The 21,617-nt window shown below is 71.7% G+C and carries 23 protein-coding genes; 21 read left to right on the forward strand and 2 right to left on the reverse strand.

The window, feature by feature from the left end:
• The first annotated feature begins 26 nt into the window (after window positions 1-26).
• A complete protein-coding gene (locus AB0B61_RS01230; protein WP_358426086.1) occupies window positions 27-983 on the forward strand; it encodes a sensor histidine kinase in 957 nt (318 codons plus the stop codon).
• A complete protein-coding gene (locus AB0B61_RS01235) occupies window positions 964-1,632 on the forward strand; it encodes a response regulator transcription factor (RefSeq protein ID WP_358426089.1) in 669 nt (222 codons plus the stop codon). The genes AB0B61_RS01230 and AB0B61_RS01235 overlap by 20 nt, the downstream gene beginning before the upstream one ends.
• 24 nt (window positions 1,633-1,656) lie before the next feature.
• Here AB0B61_RS01235 and AB0B61_RS01240 read toward each other — a convergent pair whose 3' ends face one another.
• Window positions 1,657-2,622 carry an aldo/keto reductase gene (locus AB0B61_RS01240; protein ID WP_358426092.1) on the reverse strand — a complete coding sequence of 322 codons (966 nt, stop codon included), beginning with the start codon at window positions 2,620-2,622 and terminating at the stop codon, window positions 1,657-1,659.
• Window positions 2,623-2,957: 335 nt separating this feature from the next.
• On the opposite strand from AB0B61_RS01240, the gene AB0B61_RS01245 reads away from it, so the two are divergent.
• From AB0B61_RS01245 to AB0B61_RS01255, 3 genes are all read left to right on the forward strand, one after another.
• Window positions 2,958-3,806: a metallophosphoesterase gene (locus AB0B61_RS01245; protein ID WP_358426095.1), complete on the forward strand. Its 849-nt coding sequence runs from the start codon at window positions 2,958-2,960 to the stop codon at window positions 3,804-3,806.
• A gap of 2 nt (window positions 3,807-3,808) precedes the next feature.
• Window positions 3,809-4,492, forward strand: coding sequence for a 4'-phosphopantetheinyl transferase superfamily protein (locus tag AB0B61_RS01250; protein ID WP_358426098.1), 684 nt, complete (start codon window positions 3,809-3,811; stop codon window positions 4,490-4,492).
• A gap of 369 nt (window positions 4,493-4,861) precedes the next feature.
• On the forward strand, window positions 4,862-6,373 hold the full coding sequence (locus tag AB0B61_RS01255) for a BTAD domain-containing putative transcriptional regulator (RefSeq protein WP_358426100.1): 1,512 nt from the start codon (window positions 4,862-4,864) through the stop codon (window positions 6,371-6,373).
• On the opposite strand, the gene AB0B61_RS01260 is transcribed toward AB0B61_RS01255, so the two are convergent.
• Window positions 6,289-7,899 carry an FAD-dependent monooxygenase gene (locus AB0B61_RS01260; RefSeq protein ID WP_358427672.1) on the reverse strand — a complete coding sequence of 537 codons (1,611 nt, stop codon included), beginning with the start codon at window positions 7,897-7,899 and terminating at the stop codon, window positions 6,289-6,291. The two genes, AB0B61_RS01255 and AB0B61_RS01260, sit on opposite strands and share 85 nt — an antisense overlap.
• Here AB0B61_RS01260 and AB0B61_RS01265 point away from each other — a divergent pair.
• The 16 genes from AB0B61_RS01265 to AB0B61_RS01340 all read left to right on the forward strand — a co-directional run bounded on the left by AB0B61_RS01265 (window position 7,846) and on the right by AB0B61_RS01340 (window position 21,615).
• Window positions 7,846-7,980 (forward strand): hypothetical protein, encoded by a 135-nt coding sequence (locus AB0B61_RS01265; RefSeq protein ID WP_358427702.1) that lies wholly within the window; start codon window positions 7,846-7,848, stop codon window positions 7,978-7,980. The genes AB0B61_RS01260 and AB0B61_RS01265 overlap by 54 nt on opposite strands.
• Window positions 7,981-8,037: 57 nt before the next feature.
• Window positions 8,038-8,817 (forward strand): 3-oxoacyl-ACP reductase family protein, encoded by a 780-nt coding sequence (locus AB0B61_RS01270; RefSeq protein WP_357647233.1) that lies wholly within the window; start codon window positions 8,038-8,040, stop codon window positions 8,815-8,817.
• A 120-nt stretch (window positions 8,818-8,937) separates the two neighbouring features.
• Window positions 8,938-9,228 carry a phosphopantetheine-binding protein gene (locus AB0B61_RS01275; RefSeq protein WP_225290089.1) on the forward strand — a complete coding sequence of 97 codons (291 nt, stop codon included), beginning with the start codon at window positions 8,938-8,940 and terminating at the stop codon, window positions 9,226-9,228.
• Window positions 9,225-9,806, forward strand: coding sequence for a 3-hydroxyacyl-ACP dehydratase FabZ (gene fabZ / locus AB0B61_RS01280; protein WP_358426103.1), 582 nt, complete (start codon window positions 9,225-9,227; stop codon window positions 9,804-9,806). Before AB0B61_RS01275 ends, fabZ begins: the two co-directional genes overlap by 4 nt.
• A gap of 3 nt (window positions 9,807-9,809) precedes the next feature.
• Window positions 9,810-10,874, forward strand: coding sequence for a glycine cleavage T C-terminal barrel domain-containing protein (locus AB0B61_RS01285; protein WP_358426106.1), 1,065 nt, complete (start codon window positions 9,810-9,812; stop codon window positions 10,872-10,874).
• 25 nt (window positions 10,875-10,899) lie between these two features.
• Window positions 10,900-13,146 (forward strand): beta-ketoacyl-[acyl-carrier-protein] synthase family protein, encoded by a 2,247-nt coding sequence (locus AB0B61_RS01290; protein WP_358426109.1) that lies wholly within the window; start codon window positions 10,900-10,902, stop codon window positions 13,144-13,146.
• Complete coding sequence (locus AB0B61_RS01295; protein WP_358426112.1) at window positions 13,143-13,892, forward strand: nitroreductase family protein; 750 nt, start codon at window positions 13,143-13,145, stop codon at window positions 13,890-13,892. The genes AB0B61_RS01290 and AB0B61_RS01295 overlap by 4 nt, the downstream gene beginning before the upstream one ends.
• Window positions 13,889-15,130 carry an FAD-dependent oxidoreductase gene (locus AB0B61_RS01300; protein WP_358426114.1) on the forward strand — a complete coding sequence of 414 codons (1,242 nt, stop codon included), beginning with the start codon at window positions 13,889-13,891 and terminating at the stop codon, window positions 15,128-15,130. The genes AB0B61_RS01295 and AB0B61_RS01300 overlap by 4 nt, the downstream gene beginning before the upstream one ends.
• The gene (locus AB0B61_RS01305) at window positions 15,127-15,993 is read left to right on the forward strand and encodes an alpha/beta fold hydrolase (RefSeq protein ID WP_358426117.1); all 867 of its coding nucleotides are present in this window, start codon (window positions 15,127-15,129) and stop codon (window positions 15,991-15,993) included. Before AB0B61_RS01300 ends, AB0B61_RS01305 begins: the two co-directional genes overlap by 4 nt.
• Before the next feature lie 52 nt (window positions 15,994-16,045).
• A complete protein-coding gene (locus AB0B61_RS01310) occupies window positions 16,046-16,951 on the forward strand; it encodes an ACP S-malonyltransferase (protein WP_358426120.1) in 906 nt (301 codons plus the stop codon).
• On the forward strand, window positions 16,948-17,373 hold the full coding sequence (locus tag AB0B61_RS01315) for a phosphopantetheinyl transferase (protein ID WP_358426123.1): 426 nt from the start codon (window positions 16,948-16,950) through the stop codon (window positions 17,371-17,373). Before AB0B61_RS01310 ends, AB0B61_RS01315 begins: the two co-directional genes overlap by 4 nt.
• 1 nt (window position 17,374) lies before the next feature.
• Window positions 17,375-18,235 (forward strand): nuclear transport factor 2 family protein, encoded by an 861-nt coding sequence (locus AB0B61_RS01320; RefSeq protein WP_358426125.1) that lies wholly within the window; start codon window positions 17,375-17,377, stop codon window positions 18,233-18,235.
• Window positions 18,236-18,246: 11 nt separating this feature from the next.
• Window positions 18,247-19,035, forward strand: coding sequence for an alpha/beta hydrolase (locus AB0B61_RS01325; protein WP_358426128.1), 789 nt, complete (start codon window positions 18,247-18,249; stop codon window positions 19,033-19,035).
• Entirely contained in the window at window positions 19,032-19,697 is a 666-nt protein-coding gene (locus tag AB0B61_RS01330) for a hypothetical protein (RefSeq protein WP_358426131.1), read from the forward strand. Before AB0B61_RS01325 ends, AB0B61_RS01330 begins: the two co-directional genes overlap by 4 nt.
• The gene (locus AB0B61_RS01335; protein ID WP_358426134.1) at window positions 19,685-20,680 is read left to right on the forward strand and encodes a right-handed parallel beta-helix repeat-containing protein; all 996 of its coding nucleotides are present in this window, start codon (window positions 19,685-19,687) and stop codon (window positions 20,678-20,680) included. Before AB0B61_RS01330 ends, AB0B61_RS01335 begins: the two co-directional genes overlap by 13 nt.
• Complete coding sequence (locus AB0B61_RS01340; RefSeq protein ID WP_358426137.1) at window positions 20,677-21,615, forward strand: ABC transporter ATP-binding protein; 939 nt, start codon at window positions 20,677-20,679, stop codon at window positions 21,613-21,615. Before AB0B61_RS01335 ends, AB0B61_RS01340 begins: the two co-directional genes overlap by 4 nt.
• The last annotated feature ends 2 nt before the right edge of the window (window positions 21,616-21,617 follow it).

The following is a 21,617-nucleotide window of genomic DNA, read 5'->3' on the forward strand; positions in this document are numbered from 1 at the left end:
ATCCGCGCGCCACACACCAAGCCGTAATGACCGCCGAGTTCGTCCTCGACGATGTGGCGGCCACGCTCCGCGCCGGAAAGGTGCAGGTCAACGAGCTCTATAAGTTCCACGCATGGGAAGTCGGCACTACTCGCGCCTCGACCGGAGTTCATCCGAAGGCCTCACTTGAGGCGGGCTCGCTTTTTTTCCGGGTAGCTCTGAGTCACCTCGCGCGGCGAATAGCCGTCGAGGCCGACTCGCCGGCCGAAGCATTCACGCTCGTGGCCACCGGAATGGAGGAGAGCCTCTCCCGGCGAATCCGCGAGTCCGCCGAGAGCTATCACCGCTTCCTGCTCAACCAGGTGCAGGAGGCCCAGGGGGAGGAGCGCCGCCGCATCGCCCGTGAGCTGCACGATCGCATCGGCCATGGGATCAGCGTCGCGCACCAGCAGCTCGCCCTGGCGGAGGTGCACCGGGCCAGCGATCCGGCCAGGGCGGAGGTCAAGATCGGAGTCGCTCAGCAGGCCATCCAGGAGACGATGGAGAACCTGCGGCAGATAACCTCCGAGCTGCATCCCCAGGTTCCCGTACGGAGTCTGGAGAAGGCGCTGCTCGGTTTTCTGGAGGCGGTCGAGGACGATGTCGTGTCCGTCGGCCTCGACGTGAACGGTGACGAGTCATGGGCGGAGCCGAGGGTGCTCGACGAGGCGTTCCTCATCATCCGGGAGGCCGCCCGCAACGCCCTCAGCCACGCCGGGCCCTCGGTGATCCTCATGCGGGTGGACATCGCGCCGCACGAGCTCAGCGCGACCGTCCAGGACAACGGGCAGGGCTTCGACCCCTCATGCGCCCGCGAGCGCGGCGGCGTGGGCCTGACGTCCATGCGGGAACGCGCCGAGTTACTCGGCGGCAATGTGGCCATCTCCAGCGCCCCGGGCAACGGCTGTCTCGTCGAGCTCTTCATCCCTCTCAAGAGACAGCACCATGAACCGGACCGACCGTAACAGCAAGATCAGCGTCGCCATCGTGGACGACCATGCGCTCTTCCGGGAGGGCCTGCGCGAGATCCTCGAGGCCTCCGGTGACATGAGCATCGTCGGCGAGGCAGGCGACTCCGCGACCGCGCTGGCCGTCGTCGTCGAGACCCGGCCCGACGTGGTCCTGCTCGACGTGGAGATCCCCGGTGACGAGGTGACCGAGACCGTCACCCGGATCCGGTGCCTGTCCCCGGAGACGCAGATCATCATCCTGAGCATGTACGACGGGCCGCAGCTGCTCACCAGGCTGCTGGCCGCGGGCATCCGCGGCTACCTGCTCAAGAGCGTCCACCGGCACGAGCTGATCGCGGCGATCAGGAGCGTGTACGAGGACCCGGCGCGGGTGGTGCTCGCGGTCTCGCGCCACAGCCTCGCGCATGTGGAGGGGCCGGCGCCCGGCGTGCTGTCGCACAAGGAGCAGGAGGTGCTCCAGCTGGCCGCGCAGGCGCTCAGCAACGGGCAGATCGCCCGCCGGCTCGGGCTCGCCGAGGCGACCGTGAAGCGGCACATGCGCAACATCTTCGTCAAGCTCAACGCCGTGTCCAGGATCGACGCCGTCAACAAGGCGCTCGCCGCGTCCCTGATCTCGCCCCAAAGCCGGAACGATCCCGACTGAGTCCTGGCCTGGCTGGGGACGGGGTCAGAGCAGGAGCGCGCCCGACTGATTTGCGCCGCCGGCCGGGAGGATGCCGGCCAGCCGGTCGCGGGTCTCGGGCGCCAGGCGTACACCGGAGGCGGCCAGGTTCATTTCCAGGTGCACCTGGTCGCGGGTGCTCGGCACGGGCACGACGTGCTCGCCGTGGGACAGCAGCCAGGCCAGCGCCAGCCGGCCGGCGCCCAGGTCGAGCTGCGCCGCCGCGGCCTCGATCTGCCGCAGCGGACGCGTGCTCAGCCGCAGGTGCTCCTGCTGGAAGCGCGGGTCCTCGTGCCGCCAGTCGTCGGTGCCGAGCTGCAGCGGCGACCTGATCCGGCCGGTGAGGAAGCCGCGGCCGAGCGGGCGGGCGGCGACCACACCGAGGCCGAGCCGCCGCGCCTCGTCGAGGAGCTCCGGCGGGGCGCGCAGGCCCCAGAGCGAGTACTCGACGGCGATGGCGGTGACGGGATGTACGGCATGCGCCCGCCGTACCTGGTCGACCGTGGCGTTGGTCAGCCCGAGATGGCGGATCCGGCCCGCCCGCACGAGCTCCGACAGCCGGGACACCGTCTCCTCCACCGGGACGCGGCCGTCCTGGCAGTGCAGGTAGTACAGGTCGACGCAGTCGACGCCGAGGCGTTGCAGCGACGCCTCGCAGGCCCGCGCCAGATAGTCGGGGCTCGCGTCGAACTCGGTCGGCTCGCCGGGGCCGCCGCGCCGCACGCCGCCGCGCGTCGAGACCACCACCTCGTCGCGCCGCCCGGCGATGGCGCGGCCCACGAGGCGCTCCACCTCTCCGGCGGCGTAGAAGTCGGCGGTGTCCAGGAGCGTCACGCCGCCGTCCAGGGCCCGGCGAATCAGGCCGAGCGCCTCATCGCCGTCGATGGGGCCATAGGCGCCGCTGAGCGCCAGCGAGCCGAGTCCGATGTTCGAGATGTCCGGTCCATCCCGTCCCAGCCTCGTGTAACGCAATTGGACCGCCTTAGTGTGCCAATCGCAGACTGCTGCATTTCTATTGATACCTAGCATCACTCAAAGCGTGGTCAAAGACCGGTCAAAGTCGGATCCAGGGTTACGGATCGGCTTTGCGCTGAGATGGAAGCTAGGCATTTATCCTCTTATATATACGTTTTGCGGGGCCCCCTGGATGACACGAGTTCTGCCCGTACCCGCTGACCTGGGAACTCCTTCTTAGGTGGCCCTGACCTGCGACGACCCCTAGACGTCCCCCCTACTTCCGAGGGCGGCGCCCCATAAAGTAGTTAAGTGTGCTTTCGCGGAGATATGCTGCTGTATAAGCTGTGCTCGTGGTCCTTGGAAGCTCGGGTGGTGGGAGGTTGCTGGCGGTCAGCGACCTCCATGTGGCCTTCTCCGAGAACAGGACCGTCGTCCAGAACGTCTTTCCGTATTCGGACGACGACTGGCTGCTGATCGCCGGAGATGTCGCCGAGCGGTTCGCCGACATCGAATGGGCGCTGAGCCTTCTCAAGAGTCGTTTCTCCACGGTCGTCTGGACGCCCGGAAACCACGAGCTGTGGACGCCGCGCGACGATCCGATCCAGTTACGGGGCGAGCACCGCTATCTCGCGCTGGTGGAGATGTGCCGGGGCCTCGGCGTGCTGACGCCGGAGGATCCCTATCCGGTCTGGACGGGACTCGGCGGTCCGGTGACCGTCGCCCCGCTGTTCCTGCTCTACGACTACACCTTCGGCGCGAACGGCGCGGGCAAGCGCCTGGCGCTGGAACGCGCGCACGAGGCGGGCGTCGTCTGCACGGATGAGTATCTGCTGCATCCGGACCCCTACCCGACCCGCGACGCCTGGTGCCGGGCGCGGCTCGCGGAGACCCGGCGCCGCCTCGGCGAGCGGGACCCGCGCCTGCCCACGGTGCTGGTCAACCACTATCCGCTCGTCCGCGAGCCGACCCGGATCCTGCGGCACCCGGAGTTCGCCCTGTGGTGCGGGACCGAGCGGACCGCCACCTGGCCCCTGCACTACGACGCGGTCGCGGTCGTCTATGGGCATCTGCACATCCCTCGCACGACGTTCCACGACGGGGTGCGCTTCGAAGAGGTCTCTCTGGGCTATCCGCGCGAGTGGGTCCCGCGCGGGCGCACCGGCGGCCCGCTCAGGACCGTACTTCCAGCTCCGGAGTGAAGATGATCGAGCACATCCTGCCCGCGACGGTCAAGGCGTACGACACCTTCGACGACCCGCCCGGGACGATGCTCTTCCCGGAGGAGGAACGGCTGATCACGCGGGCCGTGGAGAAGCGGCGCAGGGAGTTCACGACGGCGCGGCTGTGCGCGCGCAAGGCGATGGAGCGGCTCGGCGTGGCGCCGGTGCCCGTCCTGTCGGGGCTGCGCGGCGAGCCGCTGTGGCCGCAGGGCGTCATCGGGAGCATCACCCACTGCGCCGGCTACCGGGCCGCCGCGCTCGCCCAGGCGGCGGGGACGATCGGCATCGACGCCGAGCCCAACGAGCCGCTGGCCGAAGGCGTCGTGGAGGCCATCTCGCTGCCGCAGGAGCGTGACATGCTCCGCGGTCTGGCCGCCGAGCATCCCGGGGTGAGCTGGGACCGGCTGCTGTTCTGCGCCAAGGAGTCGGTCTACAAGGCGTGGTTCCCGCTGGCGAAGCGGTGGCTGGACTTCCAGGACGCGGCCATCACGGTGGATCCGGTGCGGCGGACGTTCACCGCGCACCTCTTGGTCGTCGGGCCCTCCTGGCAGGGGCGCCGGCTGGGCGGCTTCACCGGCCGCTGGATGACCGGCAACGGCCTGATCGTGACCGCCATCGCCGTTCTGGCCCCGCGGCCGGCCGTTCAGAGCGGCCAGGCGCGGTGAACTTCCCCCCGTCATGCGAAAGGCCATCACACCGAGTGGTGTGATGGCCTTTCGCGTTCCGGGGGTGCAACGGCGGAGAACTGTGCATCGCCTCCCGAGCGGACAAAGTGCCGGTCAATCCGTCTGAGTTGAATCCTAGGACCGCCGGAATGGGTTTCCGACCCCTAGGTGACCCCTGGAGACGACCATGGGGTGCGGATTCGGCGGCACCCCTATCGAGTGGGGTCGGCATGCCGTCAGGGGCCGTTTAGGGGTGACTTGGGCCGGGGGCCGTTACTAGCTTTGTGAGTAGTGCATATCCCGAGTTATCGGCGGGAGAGATTTCCCCATGGCGCGACATTATCTTTATCTGGCCGGGACGGAACGCTGATGGCACTCCAATTCCACGTTCTCGGCCCGCTCCGGGTGTTCGACGACGGCGAAGAGCTGCAGATCTGCGCGAACAGGGAGCTGGCGATCCTGGCCAGCCTGGTCCTGAACGCCAACCGGGTCGTCTCCGTCGACCGGCTGATCGAGACCGTCTGGGCCGGCTCGGCGCCGCAGAGCGCGGGGCGGCAGGTCGCCATCTGCGTGTCGCGGCTGCGCAGGACCCTCGGGGCAACGGCGATCGAGACCTCCAGCCCCGGCTACCTGCTGCGGGTCGCGGCCGAGGACATCGACTGGCTGCGATTCGGGGCGCTGGTGGCGCGGGCGCGCGGCCAGGCGGCCGGCGGGGCCCGCGAGGACGCCGTCCTGCTGCTGCGCGAGGCGCTCACGCTGTGGCGGGGCAACCCGTTCGAGGACATTCGCGGCCTGCGGTACGACGTGGCGCGGATGGAGGAGTCCCGTCTTGAGGCTCTGGAGGCGTGCCTGGAGCTGGAGATCGACCTGGGACACCACCACCGGGTGATCCCCGAACTGCTGGCGCTCGTGGCGGAATGCCCGTTCCGGGAGCGGGTCCGGGCCCAGCTCATGCTGGCGCAGTACCGGGCCGGCCGGCGGGCCGAGGCGCTGCGCACCTACCAGGAGACGCGCCGCTACCTGCTGGAGCAGATCGGCCTCGAACCGGGCCCGGCGCTGCGGCGGCTGCACGACCAGATCCTCCGCGACGAGTCCGGGCTCATGCGGCCCGCCGCCCACCGGCCGCCCGGCGCGGGGCCGGTCGTACCGTCGCAGCTGCCCCCGCAGGTGCTCCCGTACGTCGGCCGTACGGGCGAGCTCGCCGCGCTGGACGCGGCGCTGCGGCCCGAGCCGGAGGTGGCGTTGCCGGGGACGATGGTCCTGAGCGGGCCGCGCGGGGTGGGCAAGTCGGCCCTGGCCCTGCGCTGGGCGCACGCCAGGATCGACTGGTTCCCGGACGGGCAGCTGTACGCCGACATGCGCGGCGTGTCCGCCGCCGCCGTGGTCGACCGGTTCCTGCGGGCGCTCGGCGTGCCCGCCCAGGACATCCCCCTCGACCTCGCCGAGAAGCTGGCGCTCTACCGCAGCTGTACGGCGCGCAGGCGGCTGCTCGTGGTGCTGGACGACGTCAAGGACAGCGCCCAGGTGCTGCCGCTGCTCCCCGGTGGCGCGAACTGCCGGGTGATCGTCACCAGCGCCGACCCGCTCGACGACCTCGTGGCCAGGCAGGGCGCGCACCGCGAGTTCGTCCGCCCGCTCCCGGCCGAGGCGGCGCGGGAACTCGCCGACATGCTCGTCGGCGCGCCCTACACGCCGACCGTGGCCCAGGCCGTCACCGACCTGGTCGCCACCTCGTCAGGCAACCCCCTGTCCGTACGCCTCGGGGCCGCGCAGATGCGTACGCGGGCGCGCCACCATCACGACCTGGCCAGGATGGCGCCCAACGCGCCGGCCAGCGCGTCCTGCGACGCCGCGCCGCCGGGCGAACGCCAGCCGACATGACCGTCGGGGCGGACCAGCACGGCCCCGGTGTCGCCGACGCCGTACTCCTCCGCCCAGGTCGGGGAGGTGAGCGGGGCATCGGGCTCGCTCTCGCCCGCCCAGGAGATCTCGACGACGGACAGCGTGACGCCGAGCCGGTGCGCCGCCTCCTTGGCGGGCTGGACCCACCCGCTGCCGGTGGGGGTCATGAGGGTGAAGGCCGGGCCCAGCAGATCGAGCGTCGACACCCTGCCCTCCCGGGAGGTCAGCCAGACATGCGGGGCACGGTGGCCGGGGCGGGCCGTCGGGACGTAGGTCCGGTAGGGATCCGCCGGTGCCGGGTCCGGCGTGCCGTCGGGCACCACCGCGGCCGACTCGTAGCGGAAGCCCAGGATCAGGCCCTCGGAGCTGCGGCGCTCGGCCTGCTGCTCGATCGCCTGGCCCATCGACAGCTGCCCTTGCATCATGCGCAGCGTGATCAGGGCGTTGGTCAGGCTCTCGTCCACCGTCCTTGCGGCTATGGGGCGGCGCTCGGCGTCGTACGTGGCCAGCAGCTCCGCACCGGCCGTCCCGGCGAGGACGGCGGCCAGCTTCCAGGCGAGGTTGTGCGCGTCCTGGATGCCGCAGTTCATCCCGAACCCGCCCTGCGGAGTGGTGGCGTGCGCGGCGTCGCCGGCCAGGAAGATCGGGCCGCTACGGAACCCGGTCGCCACCACCGCCTGTTGCAGCCACGGCATGACCCCGACGACGGTGACGGGCAGGTCGGGCAGGCCGACGGCCGAGCGTACCGCCGCCACACACGCCTCCTCGGTGAAGTCGGCCGCGCTTCCGCCGGTGCTCGGGTCGTAGCCGGTCTGGATCATCCAGCGCCGCTTGTTGTCGACCGCCTCCACCGCGCACGGCGGGTCGCTGCGCAGGAACGACAGCGCCACCCGGCGGTCGGCGGGCAGCTCGCCGAGGTCGGCGTCGAACATGACGCTGACCATGTGCCCCAGCGGCGGCGGCCCCACGACCTCGATCCCGAGCCGCTCCCGGATGCCGCTGCGGCTCCCGTCGGCCGCCACGAGATAACGCGCCCGCACGAGCACAGGGCCGCTATCCGACGTGGTCGTGGGCTCGATGGTCGCCTCCACACCGTCGGGGGTGACGCGGAGGTCCGTCATGGCGGTCGCGAAGCGGACGTCGGACCGTGGGTGGGACTCGGCGACCCTGCGGAGGATCACTTCGAGGATGTCCTGGGAGCAGAGGTAGGTGTACGTGGGACTCTGCGGCGCGTCCCGGTCGATCGCCGCCGCGGCCCGGACGAAGTCATCGGAGGCCAGCGAGGTGCCGACGCCGACCGCCAGCACGTCCTCGCGGGGCATTCCCGCGCTCTCCACCTCCTCGGCGATTCCCCAGGACCGGAAGATTTCCATGGTTCTGGTGGAAATGAGGCGCGCTTTCGGGAAAATCGCCGTCCCCGGGTGCCTCTCCACGAGAAGGGAGGATATTCCGTGCCGGGAGAGCTCGATGGATGCCGCCAGGCCGACCGGCCCGCCACCGACGATAAGAACCTCAACATCGACCTCGTGCATGTTGTTAGCGTCGTATATCTGCTTATCGCCGTCAACGCACGGATAACCGGATGATACAGGCGTGATATCCGCCTTTAGTAGCTTTATCAGTGCAGGTACCAATTGTTTGGTATGCGCATTGTCAAACCCCTGGAGACGATGATGCTCTTTGCCGAAGGCTCCGTGGCCCTGGTTACGGGCGGGTCGCGCGGCATCGGCCGGGCGGTCGCGCTCGACCTGGCCCGGGAGGGTGCCCACGTCGTGGTCAACTACGCCCGTTCGGAGGCGGACGCCGAGGAGGTCGTCGCCCTGATCGGGAAAGAGGGCGGCAGCGCGACGGCCGTGCGGGCCGACGTCACGGACGAGGCCGAGGTACGGCGGATGTTCCAGGGCGTACGAGCCGACCACGGCCGCCTGGACGTGCTGGTGACGAGCGCCGGCATCACGCTGGACCGCTATCTCGTCGCCATGAGCCTGGAGCAGTTCCGCGGACCCATCGACACCAATGTCACCGGCACCTTCCTGACCTGCCGGGAGGCGCTGCGCATCATGCAGCACCAGCGGCGGGGCGCGATCGTGACCGTGTCCTCGACCAGCGGGCTGGACGGCGGCTTCCCCGGCCAGACCAACTATGTGGCCTCCAAGGGCGCGATCATCGCCTTCACCCAGGCGCTGTCGAACGAGGCGGCCCCGCACGGGATCCGGGCCAACGTGGTGGCGCCCGGGTTCGTGACCACCGATATGACGCGCAAGGTGCCCGCCAAGATCAGGAAGGACTACGAGACGCGCATCCGGCTGGGCCGCATGGGCCGGCCGGAGGAGATCGCGACGATCGTGAGCTTCCTCGCCTCCGACAAGGCGTCGTACATGTCCGGCGCGGTGGTGGTCGCCCACGGCGGCGGCCTCGGCTGACCCGGCCCCACCCGCTGAAACCCCCAACTTGCTGAGCCCACCCGCTGTGAGCCGATCCCGGCACGAACGGTGAATCAGTCCCCGACCGCAAGCCCCTGTCACGAGGCACATGGAGGATGGATGACCCTCGACCAGCTCCGCGCGAAGGCCGCCGAGCGCCGGCAGACGTGCACCCAGATCAAGAAGATGATCGTGTCCCGGCTCGACCTGGAGATCGAGCCGGACTGGATCACCGACGACCAGCCGCTCTTCGGGCGCGGCCTCGAACTCGACAGCCTCGACGTCCTGGAGTTGTACGTCGCCATCGAGGCCGAGTTCGGCGTGGCGCTGTACGACAGCGAGATGGCCGTCTTCGGCTCGGTGTCGCGACTGGCGGACGAGGTCAACCCCGCCCTGCGGGCGACGCCATGACGATCGGCGCCACCCAGCTCGCCTCGGCCACCGCGGCAGCAGCTGCGGCGGCCACGGCGGCGGGCACGGCGGCCTCGGCTGCGGCGGGAGCCGCCACGACGGCGCAGGCGGTCAGGTCGGCGGCCACGGCGACCGGGCTGAACCACGACCAGATCAGGCAGGTGCTTCCGCATCGCTGGCCGATGCTCCTGCTCGACCGGGTCAGCAGGGTGGAGCCGGGCGTCAAGGGCACCGCGACCAAGAACGTCGCCGGGACCGAACTCTGGTTCCAGGGCCACTTCCCGACCGCCGCCGTGCTGCCCGGCATCGTGATCATCGAAGCGCTGGCCCAGCTCGCCGGGGTGGTCTTCGCCCTGGCGGGCGCGAGCGAGATCAGCTACCTGGCCGGGGTCAGGTCGATGCGGTTCCGCCGTCCCGTCGTCCCCGGCGACCAGCTGACCCTGTCGGCCGAGCGGACCGGGGGTGGCGCCGGGTTCGCCGAGTACCGGGTGTCGGCGCGGGTGGACGGCCAGGTCGCCGCCGAAGGAAACCTCACGATCGCCGATCCGGCGGGTCAACGTTCCGTACGAAAGGTGTGAAGCATGGCTACCGTCCTCGCGAACCTGCATCCGGAGGGCACCGTCTACGGCGAGGTGGGTGACAGCTCGGTCCCGCTGCGCTTCTCGGAGTCGGCCGACGAGTACCGGGTGCTCAGGGAGCGCGCCGCCGTCCTCGACCTGGGCGGGAACCGCCTCATCGAGATCACCGGGCCCGCGGCCGTGGACTTCGCGCAGCGGCTGCTCGCCCGCGACGTGGAGTACCTCACCTCGGAGCGCTGCATGATGAGCCTGGTCCTGGACGAGTCCGGGCAGGTCGTCGACCAGGTGCTGGCCTTCGGCCGGGAGAACGGGATCCTGCTGGAGAGCTCCTGCGGCGCCGGTACGCGCCTGCTGGAGCACCTGGAGGAGCACAACGACGAGGGCGTGGTGATCACCGACCGGTCGGCCGACCTCACGGTCCTGGCCCTGGAGGGGCCGTACGCCTGGGGCGTGGTCGGGCGGCTGATCGACGGCGAGCTGGCCTCGCTGCCGTTCGAGTCGGTGGTGGAGACCGAGTGGAACGGCACGGAGATCATCTTCGCCCGGACCGGCTTTACCGGCGAGTACGGCTACCAGATGATCGTGCCCACCGAGTCCGCGGCCGAGCTGTGGTGCCAGGCGCTTGAGCACGCGGGAGCGGCCGGCCAGGAAGCCCTGGAGCTGGCCATGCTGGAGGTACGCCAGCCGATCCCGCGCCACGAGGCGACGGCGGGGGCGAGCGTGATCGAGATCGGCGCCAACTGGCTGGTCGACGTCACCAAGGACGAGTTCGTCGGCAGGGACGCGGTGCTGGCGGCGTTCGAGTCGGGCCAGGGCCGCCGCACGGTCGGCTTCACCGGCGGCGACGCCATCCCCGAGGCGGGCGCCAGGGTGCTGGCGGGCGGCCAGGACATCGGCGAGGTGGTGCACGCGGTGCGCAGCGCCGGCCTGGGCGCCACGCTCGGGCTGGCCAGGGTCGACGCCGAACTGGCCGCCGCCGGGCTGGAGTTCACCGTGGACGGCGTCGAGGTGACCACGCTGACCAGCCCGTACATCGTGCCCAAGAGCTGGAGCATCCCGATCATCTGATCGGCCTTCTGAGAAGGAGACAAGCATGGCGCTGCGGCCTGTCGTCGTCACCGGCCTGGGCATCATCTGTGCGATCGGCCGCGACCCCGCGGAGTTCTGGCAGCGGCTCGTGTCGGGCACGGGCGGTCTCACGCCGGTCCTGGACGAGAACTTCGCGGTGTTCGAGGCGCGGCACGCGGGCCAGGTACCCGACGAGTGGATCGACGGAGGGCTACCGGACGCAGGCGCCGGCCTGGACCGCACCGCCCGGCTGGCGTTGATCGCCGCCCGCCAGGCGATCGAGCAGGCGGGCCTGACCGGCGCGGACCCCGACCGGTTCGGCATCATCCTCGGCAAGTGCCAGGCGACCCCCGACGCGGCGGGCCGCTACCAGCCCATGCACCGCACCGAGGACGTGGTCGCGGACCGGCTCGGCATGCGCGGCCCGCGCATCCTGGTGTCCACCGCCTGCGCGGCGGGCGGCAACGCCGTCGGCCTCGCCAAGGACAAGATCCTCACCGGCGAGGCCGACGTCGTCCTGGCCGGGGGCGTGGACCCGCTGCTCTTCGGCACGTACGCGGGCTTCGCCGGGCTCAAGGCGCTCAGCACCGGCCCGTGCCGACCGTACAGCCACTCCGACGGGCTCAATCTCGGCGAGGGGGCGGCGTTCCTGCTGCTGGAGCCGCTGGACCGGGCGCTGGCGAGAGGCGCCACGCCGCTGGCGGAGGTCGCCGGCTACGGCCTGTCGGCCGACGCCTACCACGCCACCGCACCCGACCCCACGGGGCGGGGCGGGGCGAGCGCGGTACGGCGGGCGCTCGCGGACGCGGGCCTGACCACGGACGACGTGGGCTACGTGAGCGGCCACGGCACCGGCACCCCCGCCAACGACGCCATGGAGGCCAAGGTCATGCGGGTGGTGTTCGGCGAGCGGGCCGGGCGGGTGCCCACCAGCAGCATCAAGTCGTTCGTCGGACACACGCTGGGCGCCGCCGGCGCGGTGGAGGCCGTCGCGAGCGTGCTGGCCCTGCGGCACGGCACCGCGCCGCCCACCATCGGCTTCGCCGCCGACGCCGTACCGGGTGACCTGGACTTCGTGCCCAACGTGGCGCGGGAGCTGCCGATCGACACCGTGGTGTCGAACAACTACGCCTTCGGCGGCAACAACGTCTCGCTCGTGCTGACGACGCCACGGGCCGCGCGGGAGTACGACGAGCTGCCGGAGGCGGCGGCCGTGATCACCGGGCTTGGACCCGTCACCGGGCTGGGCACCGGCATCGGCGAGGTGGCCGAGGCGATCGTCACCGGGCGCCAGGCGGCCGGGCAGGCGCCGTCGCTCGACGGGCGGACGTTCGCGCCGCGCTCGCTATGGCGGCACATGAACCACCTGTCCAGGATGGCGATCGCCGCCTCCCGGCTGGCCTGGGAGGACGCCGGGCTGCAGCTGCCCAGGAAGGAGCTCGACGACGTCGGGCTGGTGTTCGCCACGGGCGCCGGGTCGGCGGAGAGCACCGGCGGGTTCGACGAGAGCATCGCCGCCAACCCGAACAAGCCGGCCGTGCTGAGCTTCTCCAACGTCGTGCTGAACGCCACCGGCGGCGCGGTCTGCCAGACGCTCGGCCTGCGCGGGCCCACCACCACGATCTGCAACGGCGGCGCCTCGGCCTCGATCGCCCTGGACTGCGCGCTGGAGATGATCAGGGCGGGCAAGGCGGACGTGGTGCTGGTGGTCGCGGCCGACGAGACGGTCGCCGCGCCTGTCGGCGACGCCGTGGTGTCGCCGTACGACCGGCGGCACTCCGGCACGGTTCCCGGGTCGGCGGCGGTGGCCTTCCTGGTGGAGTCCGCCGAGCACTGCACGAGACGCGGCGGCCGACCGTACGCGCAGGTCATGGGAACCGGCCACGCGAGCGGCGGGGATCTGGTGGCGCGGGTGCTCGACCGGCTGCCCGGTGCCCGGCCCGAGCTGGTGGTCGGTGCGGGCACCGGTGTGCCGGACGATGCCGAGGAGTCGGCCGTGGTGCTGGCCGCCCTGCCCGGCGCGGTGCTCACCACGTCGGCGGGACTGACCGGCGACTGCCAGGCCGCCACCGGCGCGATGAACATCGCCATGGCCGCCCTGGCGATCCGCGACGGGATCGCGCCCGCCCTCACCGGGCTGGTCGAGCCGCACGCGGGCGAGCCGGCCTCGTACGTGACCAAGCCGGAGCTGCCCGACCCGATCGGCCAGGCGCTGGTGCTGACCGCCGCGCCCGGCTCGGTGCGCGGCGCCGTACTGCTGGGGGCGCCATGACTGTGGTCCTGGGGCCCACGCAGGCACCGCCCTTCGACGTCGCCGAGACGGACCGGCTGCTGACCACCACCCGCTCCGTGCGGCGGCGGCTCGACCTGGATCGCCCTGTGCCCCGCGAGGTCGTACAAGAGGCCCTCCAGGTCGCCGTCCAGGCCCCGACCGCCAACAACCACCAGAACTGGCGCTGGCTGGTGATCACCGATCCGGCGGTCAAGGAGCGGATCGCCGAGATGATCTCGACCTCCTGGACGTTCCACCGCAACGACATGTGGACGAACGCCGGCAGACGTCGTAACAACCGGCAGGCCCGCAAGAACTACGACTCGGCCGAGGCGCTGGTCGAGACCATCGGGCGGGTGCCCGTCCTGGTCATGCCCTGCGTCCTGGGCCGCCCGCCGGACATCGAGGCCATCAACACGGCCTGGGACCGGCGGATGGCCGACAAGGTCCCCGAGGACCCGGGACACCTGGTCCAGCACGGCCCGATGCGGGCGAGCATCTTCTACGGCTCCATCTTCCCGGCGATCTGGTCGTTCCAGCTGGCGCTGCGCAGCCGGGGCCTCGGCAGCACGATCACCTGCATGCACGTCCCCCATGAGCGCCAGGTGGGCGAGCTGCTCGGCATCCCGACCGGGGTCACCCAGGTGTGCCTGATCCCGGTCGCCTACACGCTCGGCACCGAGTTCCGGCCGGCGGATCGGTACGGGGCCCACGAACGTACGTACTGGGAGAGGTGGGAGGCATGACCGTCGACTACGCCGACGTCGTCATTGCCGGAGGCGGCATCGCGGGCGCCTCGGCGGCCTGCAAGCTGGCCGCCGGCGGGCTGTCCGTCGTGCTGCTGGAGAAGCAGGAGGAGTACCGGGACCTGGTCCGCGGCGAGTGGCTGGCCCCCTGGGGGATCAGGGAGGCGCAGCGGCTGGGCGTCTACGACTGCTTCGGGGCGGGCGGCGGCTGGGAGATCCGGGAGTGGATGACCTGGGACGAGGCCGTCACCGAGGACGAGGTCGAAGCGGTGGACATGACCCGCTTCATCCCCGGCATCGGCGGGCCGATGTCGTTCCCGCACCACCAGGTGTGCGAGCTGATGGCGGCGCAGGCCGTGGACAGCGGCGCCAGGCTGGTGCTGGACGCGGCCCGGGTCACTGTCACTCCTGGTCGCGAGCCCGTGGTGAGCTACCAGACCGAAGAGGGCCCGCAGGAGATCCGGGCCAGGATGGTGCTCGGCGCCACGGGCCGGGGCAACACCGTCGGCCGCCAGATCGGCGTCCGGATGCGCAACTCCATGCACCACTGGGGCGGCGGCATGATGGTCGAGGGCATGGACGGCTGGCCCGCCGACGTCCAGGCCATGGGCACCGAGGGCGACGTCATGTTCATGGTCTTCCCCCAGGGTTACGGCCGGGCGCGCCTCTACCTGAACTTCCCCACGGTCAACAAGCTCCGCTACCGCGGTCCCGGCGGCGTCGAGCGCTTCCTGGCCGCCTTCGAGCTCGACTGCCTGCCCGACAGGGGCAAGGCGGTGACCGAGGCCGTACCGGCGGGGCCGCTGTCGGTGTGGCCGTCGGTGTCCAGCGTCCCCGAGGGGCCGCCACTGACCGAGGGCGTCGTGCTGATCGGCGACGAGGCCGGCAACGCCGACACCGTGCTCGGCACCGGGCTCTCCTGCGCCCTGCGCGACTCCCGCACCGTCTGCGACATCCTGCTCGGCGGCGACGACTGGTCGCCCGCGGCGTTCGCGCCCTACCTGGAGGAGCGGGACTTCCGCCTGGAGCGCCTCGACTTCGGCGCGTCGATCATCAGCAGGCTGCACGTGGAGTTCGGGCCCGCGGCCACCGAGCGACGGCGCCGGGTCCGCAAGCTCATGGCCAAGAACTTCGCCGCGCAGGTGACCGGGCTGCTCAACATGGTCGCCCCCGAGGACGTGCCCGAGTTCGGTTTCAGCGAGTTCTTCGCCGAGCGGTTGTTCAGGGAGACGGCATGAACAAGAAGAGGATCCAGGTCAACGACGTCGAGCTCGCCTACGTGGACGAGGGCGAAGGCGATCCCGTCATCCTGCTCCACGGCTTCCCCGACTCCTCCTACCTGTGGCGGCACCAGATCCCGGCTCTGGTCGAAGGCGGCTTCCGGGTGATCGCGCCGGATCTGCGCGGGTTCGGCGACTCCGGCAAGCCGCAGGAGATCGAGGCGTACGGGATGCAGACGATCGTCAACGACGTCGTCGCCCTGACCATGAAGCTCGGCATCCGCCGCCCGCACATCGTCGGCCACGACTGGGGCGCGGCCATCGCCTGGATGTACGCCTTCCTGATGCCCCGCAGGCTCGACCACCTGGCGGTGCTGTCAGTCGGGCACCCGGGCGTCTTCGCGACTCCGTCGCTGGAGCAGCGGATGGCCTCCTGGTACATGCTCTTCTACCAGTTCCCCGGCGTGAGCGAGGAGCTGCTGCGGCGCAACGGGTGGCGGCTGTTCAAGGAGATCATGGGCCGCGACGGCGACTACGACCGTTACCTGCGCGACCTGGCCCGGCCCGGCGCCCTGACGGCGGGCCTGAACTGGTACCGCGCCAACCGCTCGCCCGAGGCCGAGCTGCGGCCGGCCCGCCCCTTCCCGCCCGTGCTGGCGCCCACGCTCGGCATCTGGGGAGCGGGGGACAAGGCGCTGCTGGAGGAGGGCATGTCGGCCTCCGGCAAGTACGTGAAGGGGCCCTGGCGCTACGAGCGCGTCGAGGACGCGGGCCACTGGCTCCCGCTCGACGCCCCCGATGAGGTGAACAAGCTGCTCCTCGGCTTCCTCGGCACCGAGCAGGCCGCTCATGAGGAGAGGCGACCGCGCAGGCGGCTGTAGGCGAAAGGAGAGTTTGGGCGAAAGGGAGTTTGGGCGAAAGGAGTGCTGCGCAGTGCTTGGATTTCTCTTCCCAGGACAAGGCACGGTCCGTGTCGGTATGGGTGCGTGGCTGCGTCGCAGACCCGTGGCGCGAGCGCGGCTCGACGAGGTTGACGCGCTGCTCGCACAGCCCATCACCCCGCTGTGCGCTCGCGGGCCGCTGGAGCGGCTGGTGGCGACCGAGCACGCGCAGGTCGCGGTGACCGCGTGCAACCTGGCGGCGCTGGCCGTGCTGCTGGAGGAGGGATTCGAGCCGCTCGTGGTCGCCGGGCACAGCGTCGGCGAGCTGAGCGCGCTGCACGCGGCGGGCGTGCTCACGCTCGCCGACACCGTACGGCTGGTCGAGCTCAGGTCCCGGTTGATGGCCGGGGTCAGTGACATGGGCGGGATGCACGCGGTGATGGGGCTGCCGGTCGAGGAGGTCGAGGCACTGGCCGCCGAGGCGGGCTCCGCGGACGAGCCGCTGGTCGTGGGCCTGGAGAACGCGCCGGGCCACGTGGTGGTCTCCGGCGCGCTGCCGGCCCTGGACCGGCTGGGCAAGCTCGCCACCCGGGCCAGCAAGATCGTGCCGCTGCGGGTGGGCAACGCCTTCCACTCACCGCTGATGGCGGCGGCCGTCCCCGCGTGGGCCGAGGCGGTGCGGGCCGCGCCGATGAGCGAGCCCCTCGTGCCCGTGGTCCCGAACGTGACCGGCGAACCCACCACCGACCTCGCCACGCTCAGGGACGCGCTGATCGCCCAGCTCACCGGGCGGGTCCGGTGGACGGACACGGTGAACGCGGTGGAGGAATTCGCCCCAGGCGTCGAGGTGGGCGACAGCAAGGTACTAGCGGGCCTGTCGCGCCGGGCGGGCGCGCGCTGCCTGAGCCTGGCCGAGCCCGCCACCCTCCGGCGATTGTCCAGGGAGATCGCGGCATGAACCGGTGGGGCAGCGCGATGGTCGGCTTCGCCGGGCTCTCCCGGCCTCAGGAGCTGGTCGGCGACATGCGCCTCGAAGAGGTGTACACGGCGGCCGAGCGCCTCAGGTCCGGGTACGGTCGCACGCTCCAGCACTGGGCCGGGCGTCTGGCGGGCAAGTACGCGGTGCTCCGCCTCCTCGGCGTCTCCCCCACGGCCGAGCACCTCGGTCAGGCGGAGGTGCTGCCCAGGCCCACCGCCAACTGCGCGAAGACCGCCGTCTGCCACACCGGGCACCCGCCGGCCGTCCGGCTCGCCGGAGCGCTGCGCGCGGCGGCGGGGCCTGGCCAGCAGATCCGGCTCTCGCTCAGCCACACCGACGGCAAGGTGCTCGCCGTGGCCGTAGCCTCCGCGCGCCTGCCCGAAGACGAGAGCGAGGCATGACATGGACGCCAGGAAGGCCGCCGAGCGGCACCTTGAGGCGTGGCAGGCCGGTGACCCCGAGGCCGTGGCCGCCACCGCCGCCTCCTACAGCGACCCCGACACCGGCGGCGAGCTGAGCGGAGCCGCGCTGGCCGCCCACGCCGCCGCCACGCTGGCCCGCTTCCAGCGGCCGAAATTCGTCGTGGACGAGGTCGTCGGCGACGGCGAGGCCGTCACGCTGTGGTGGACGCTCCAGGCCGACCACCGCGCCCCCTACCTGGGCATGCCCGCGGTCGGCGGGACCGTCGGCGTCCAGGGGAGCGACCTGGTGACCCTCGGCCCGGACGGTCCGCGCGTGCGGCGCCGCTTCGACCGGCTGGCGGTCGCGGAGGCGCTCGGCTACTCGGCGCGGTTCGTGCCGGCCGCCGACGCGGAGACGGGCGGGGTCAGGCAGTTCGGCGTCAGCGCGCGCGTCCCCAGCGGGCGTACCGAGCCGCCGGGCGTACTGACCCTGACCTGGCTGGAGGTCCGCGACGACGCGGAGGCGGCGGACGTGGACCTGCTCAGTGTGGAGGTCGTCAAGTCGCTGCGGGCCTCCAAGGGCTTCCTCGGCCTGGCGACGTTCGACGTCGGCGACCGCAAGTTCACCGTGACCGCCTTCGACCGCCCCGAGTCCGTCCGCGCGGTGCACGCCCGGCCGCACCAGCGGAGCATGCGCCGCTTCTTCAAGGGCGGCCTGTGCACCCGCGTGCTCACCAGCGTCTGGATCCCCTCCGACATCCGCGAGTACGCCCGCTGCCCCGACTGCGACACCGTCGTCCGGGTCGGACCGGACGCCGCCTGCGGCTGCGGGTGGATCCCGGGCGACGCCTCCCTACTGTGACTGGAGCCTTCATGTCCGACTTCACCACCGAGCACCGGCTCGGCGACCGCGAGGGCGGGCCCGCCGTGGTCTTCATGTCCGCGCTGTTCGCCGGCGGCTGGATCTGGGAGCACCCCTACCGCTACCTGGCGCAGGCCGGCGTGCCGGTGCTGCGTACACACGAGGCGATCTGCGCGCTCGACCGCCGGGTGGCCGGCTCGATCGAGCGGCTCGGCGACGCGCTGCTGCACGCCTGCGACGAGGCCGGCGTCGAGGACCTGGTCCTCTGCGCCAACTCCCTCGGCGGCCTGGTCGCCATCGACCTGGCCGGCCGCCGCCCCGACCGGATCAAGGGCATCGTGGTGAGCGGCGCCCCCGGGCTGACCCCCGACCCCGACGTCGGGCTGAGCTTCGACCGCCGGGCCAGCGTGCAGCCGTTCGGCGACGACTTCGGCGTCCGCATGGTGTCCGCGCTCTTCCACGGTACGGAGCCCTACTTCACGCGGGCGCAGATGGACGAGGTCGGCACCATGCTCCGGCAGCCGGAGGCGATGGTCAGCATGGCCCGCAGCCTCAAGGCCACCCGCCGCTACCAGGTCAAGCCGGCGCTGGACAAGGTCCGCTGCCCGTCCCTGTACGTGTGGGGCAGGCACGACCGGATGACGCCGGTCGGCCCGTGGCTGGAGCTGCTCGCGGACTACCCGGAGAACGACGTGGTGGTGGTCGAGGAGAGCGGGCACATTCCGATGATCGAGCGGCCGGCCGAGTACAACGCGGTGCTGGAACCGTTCGTGGCCCGCTGCGCCAAGGTCGCGGCATGACGTTGTCTGGCGGGCAGCAGCTCATGCGGTCGGACGCGTGGACGGGCGTGCAGCCGGTCGACTGGCCGTCCGCGCCGTCCGCGCCGTCCGCGCCGTCCGCCCTGTCCGCGCAGGCCGCGTCGGCCGTGCTGCCGGTCGTCCGGCCGGTCGCCCCGCCCGTGTCCCCTCCCGTGCTGGTCGGGGTGGACATCGTGGACGCGGATCGGCTCGCCAGGGCGGCCGGGCGCGGCGGTGCCGTGTTCACCGAGCACCTCACCACGCCCGCCGAGCGCGAGCTGGGCGCCGAAGAGGTGGCCTTCTCCGTCAAGGAGAGCTTCATCAAGGCGGTGGGCGGGCGTCCGCCCGGCTTCACCTGGCACGACTTCGAGGCCCGCGCCGGACGGCCCGCCGCCTGGGCGCGGCGGCTGCTCGACGAGGCGGCCGCGGAGCTGACCGCCTCGACCGGGCTCGCGCTGACGGGCGGCTCGTCCTACGCCGTCCGGGGCGCGAGCGAGCAGGCGGCCCTGGTCCGGCTGGCGCCGCGCCGGGGCCGGGTGGCCGGGGCGGCCCGGTGGGGGATGGGCGCGGGACTGCTCGTCTCCCTGGCGATCGTGTACGGCGACGGCGACGTGTACGGCGACGGTTTCGGCCACAGAGAGGGAGACCCAGGATGTCCCAGGTGAAGCCCGGTGAGTCGATCCAGCGGGCGCTGGACGAGGCGGGCGCCGGCGCGACGATCGAGTTGGCGGCGGGCACGTACACGGAGAACGTCTGGATCAGGCACGACGGCGTGACGCTGACCGGCGCCGGGGCGGGCCGCACGGTGCTGGTCCCGGGAGGCTCCGTCCCCGAGGGGATCCCGAAGCTGCATGACGCGGCGGCGGACGTCGTCAGCGGCATCAGCCTGCACGGCGTCGGCGACGTCACGATAGCCGGGCTGAGCGTGCGCGGCTCGACCGGCGCCGGGATCTACGCCCACACCGTGACCGGCCTGACCGTGCGGGACGTCGAGACGGCCGGCAACGCCGTCTGGGGCGTCTACGTACGCGAGTCGAGCCGGTGCGAGGTGACCGGCTGCACCACGTCAGGCAGCCAGTACGGCGGCATCGCGCTCAGCTTCTGCCCCGAGGCCGATGGGCTGGTGGCGGACAACGAGAGCTTCGCCAACGCCTTCGGGATCTTCATCGACAACTCCTCCCGCGTCAGGGTGCTGCGCAACACCTGCCACGGCAACGCCGCCGGGCTGCTGATGCTCAACCAGACCTACGAGGGCGAGCCCGACGGCGGCGTGCGCGACTGCCTCGTCTCGGGCAACGACCTGTACGGCAACGGCCTGGCCGCGGGCGGCGACGCCCCCGACGCGCTGGGGGCCGCGGGCCCGCCGATCTCCGGCGTGGGCCTGGCGCTGATCGGCACGCACCGGGTCAGCGTCGTGGACAACCGGATCCACGACAACCATCCCAGCGGCGAGTCGGTCATGGGCGCCGCGTTCGTCATGGGCTCGTCCAAGGACTGGGGAGGCGACGACGCCATGGACAACCACCTCCTGTGGAACCGGGTGACCGGCAACAGCCCGCTCGACCACCAGCTCGGCGTCGACCTGGATCGCCAGGTCTGCGCGGGCAACATCAGCGACAAGGGCGAGCCGGACGGGTGGGGCCGATGACCGCGACTCTGGCCTGTACCGGCCTGAGCAAGAGGTTCGGCGACGTGCTCGCCGTACAGGATGTGGGGTTCGCCATCGCCCCCGGCGAGGCGTACGGCCTGCTCGGGCCGAACGGCGCGGGCAAGACGACCACGATCTCCATGCTCGTCGGCCTGCTCAAGCCCGCCACCGGGAACGTGACGGTGTGCGGCACGGACCTCGCCGCCGAGCCGCTGGTGGCCAAGGCGAAGATCGGCTACGTGCCGCAGGAGATCGCGCTCTACCCGGAGCTGACCGGGCGGGAGAACCTGCGCTTCTTCGGCCGGCTGTTCGGCCTGCCGCGACGGGAGCTGGCGGCGCGCATCGACGAGGTGCTCGACCTGGTCGGGCTGTCGGACCGGGCCGACGGCAAGCTCGGCACGTACTCGGGCGGCATGAAGCGGCGGATCAACATCGGCGCGGCGCTGCTGCACCGGCCCGAGGTGCTCATCCTGGACGAGCCGACCGTCGGCGTCGACCCGCAGAGCCGCAAGGCCATCCTCGACGGCGTGGAGCGGCTGGTCGCCGACGGCATGGCCCTGCTCTACACCTCCCACTACATGGAGGAGGTCGAGCGGGTCTGCGACCGGGTCGGGATCATCGACCACGGCCGGATCGTCGCCGAGGGCACCCGCCACGAGCTCGTCGCCATGGTCGGCAGCGCCGACAAGATCGAGCTGATGCTCGACGGCGACGTGGACGGCGCGTTCGACAAGCTCCAGGCGCTGGAAGGCGTCGTCGAGGCGGTCAGGACCGGCGCCGGCTCGGTGCGGCTGCTCGCGGAGGGCGGCCGCTACGTGCTGCCCGCGATCATCACCGCCGTGGACGGCCGCGCCACCGTGACCGCCGTCGAGGTCATCGAACCCGACCTGGAGGCCACCTTCCTCCACCTCACCGGCAGCAAGCTGCGGGACTGATC

It is taken from the genome of Nonomuraea sp. NPDC049158, from assembly GCF_040648335.1.
In the GTDB taxonomy this organism is placed as follows: Bacteria; Actinomycetota; Actinomycetes; order Streptosporangiales; family Streptosporangiaceae; genus Nonomuraea.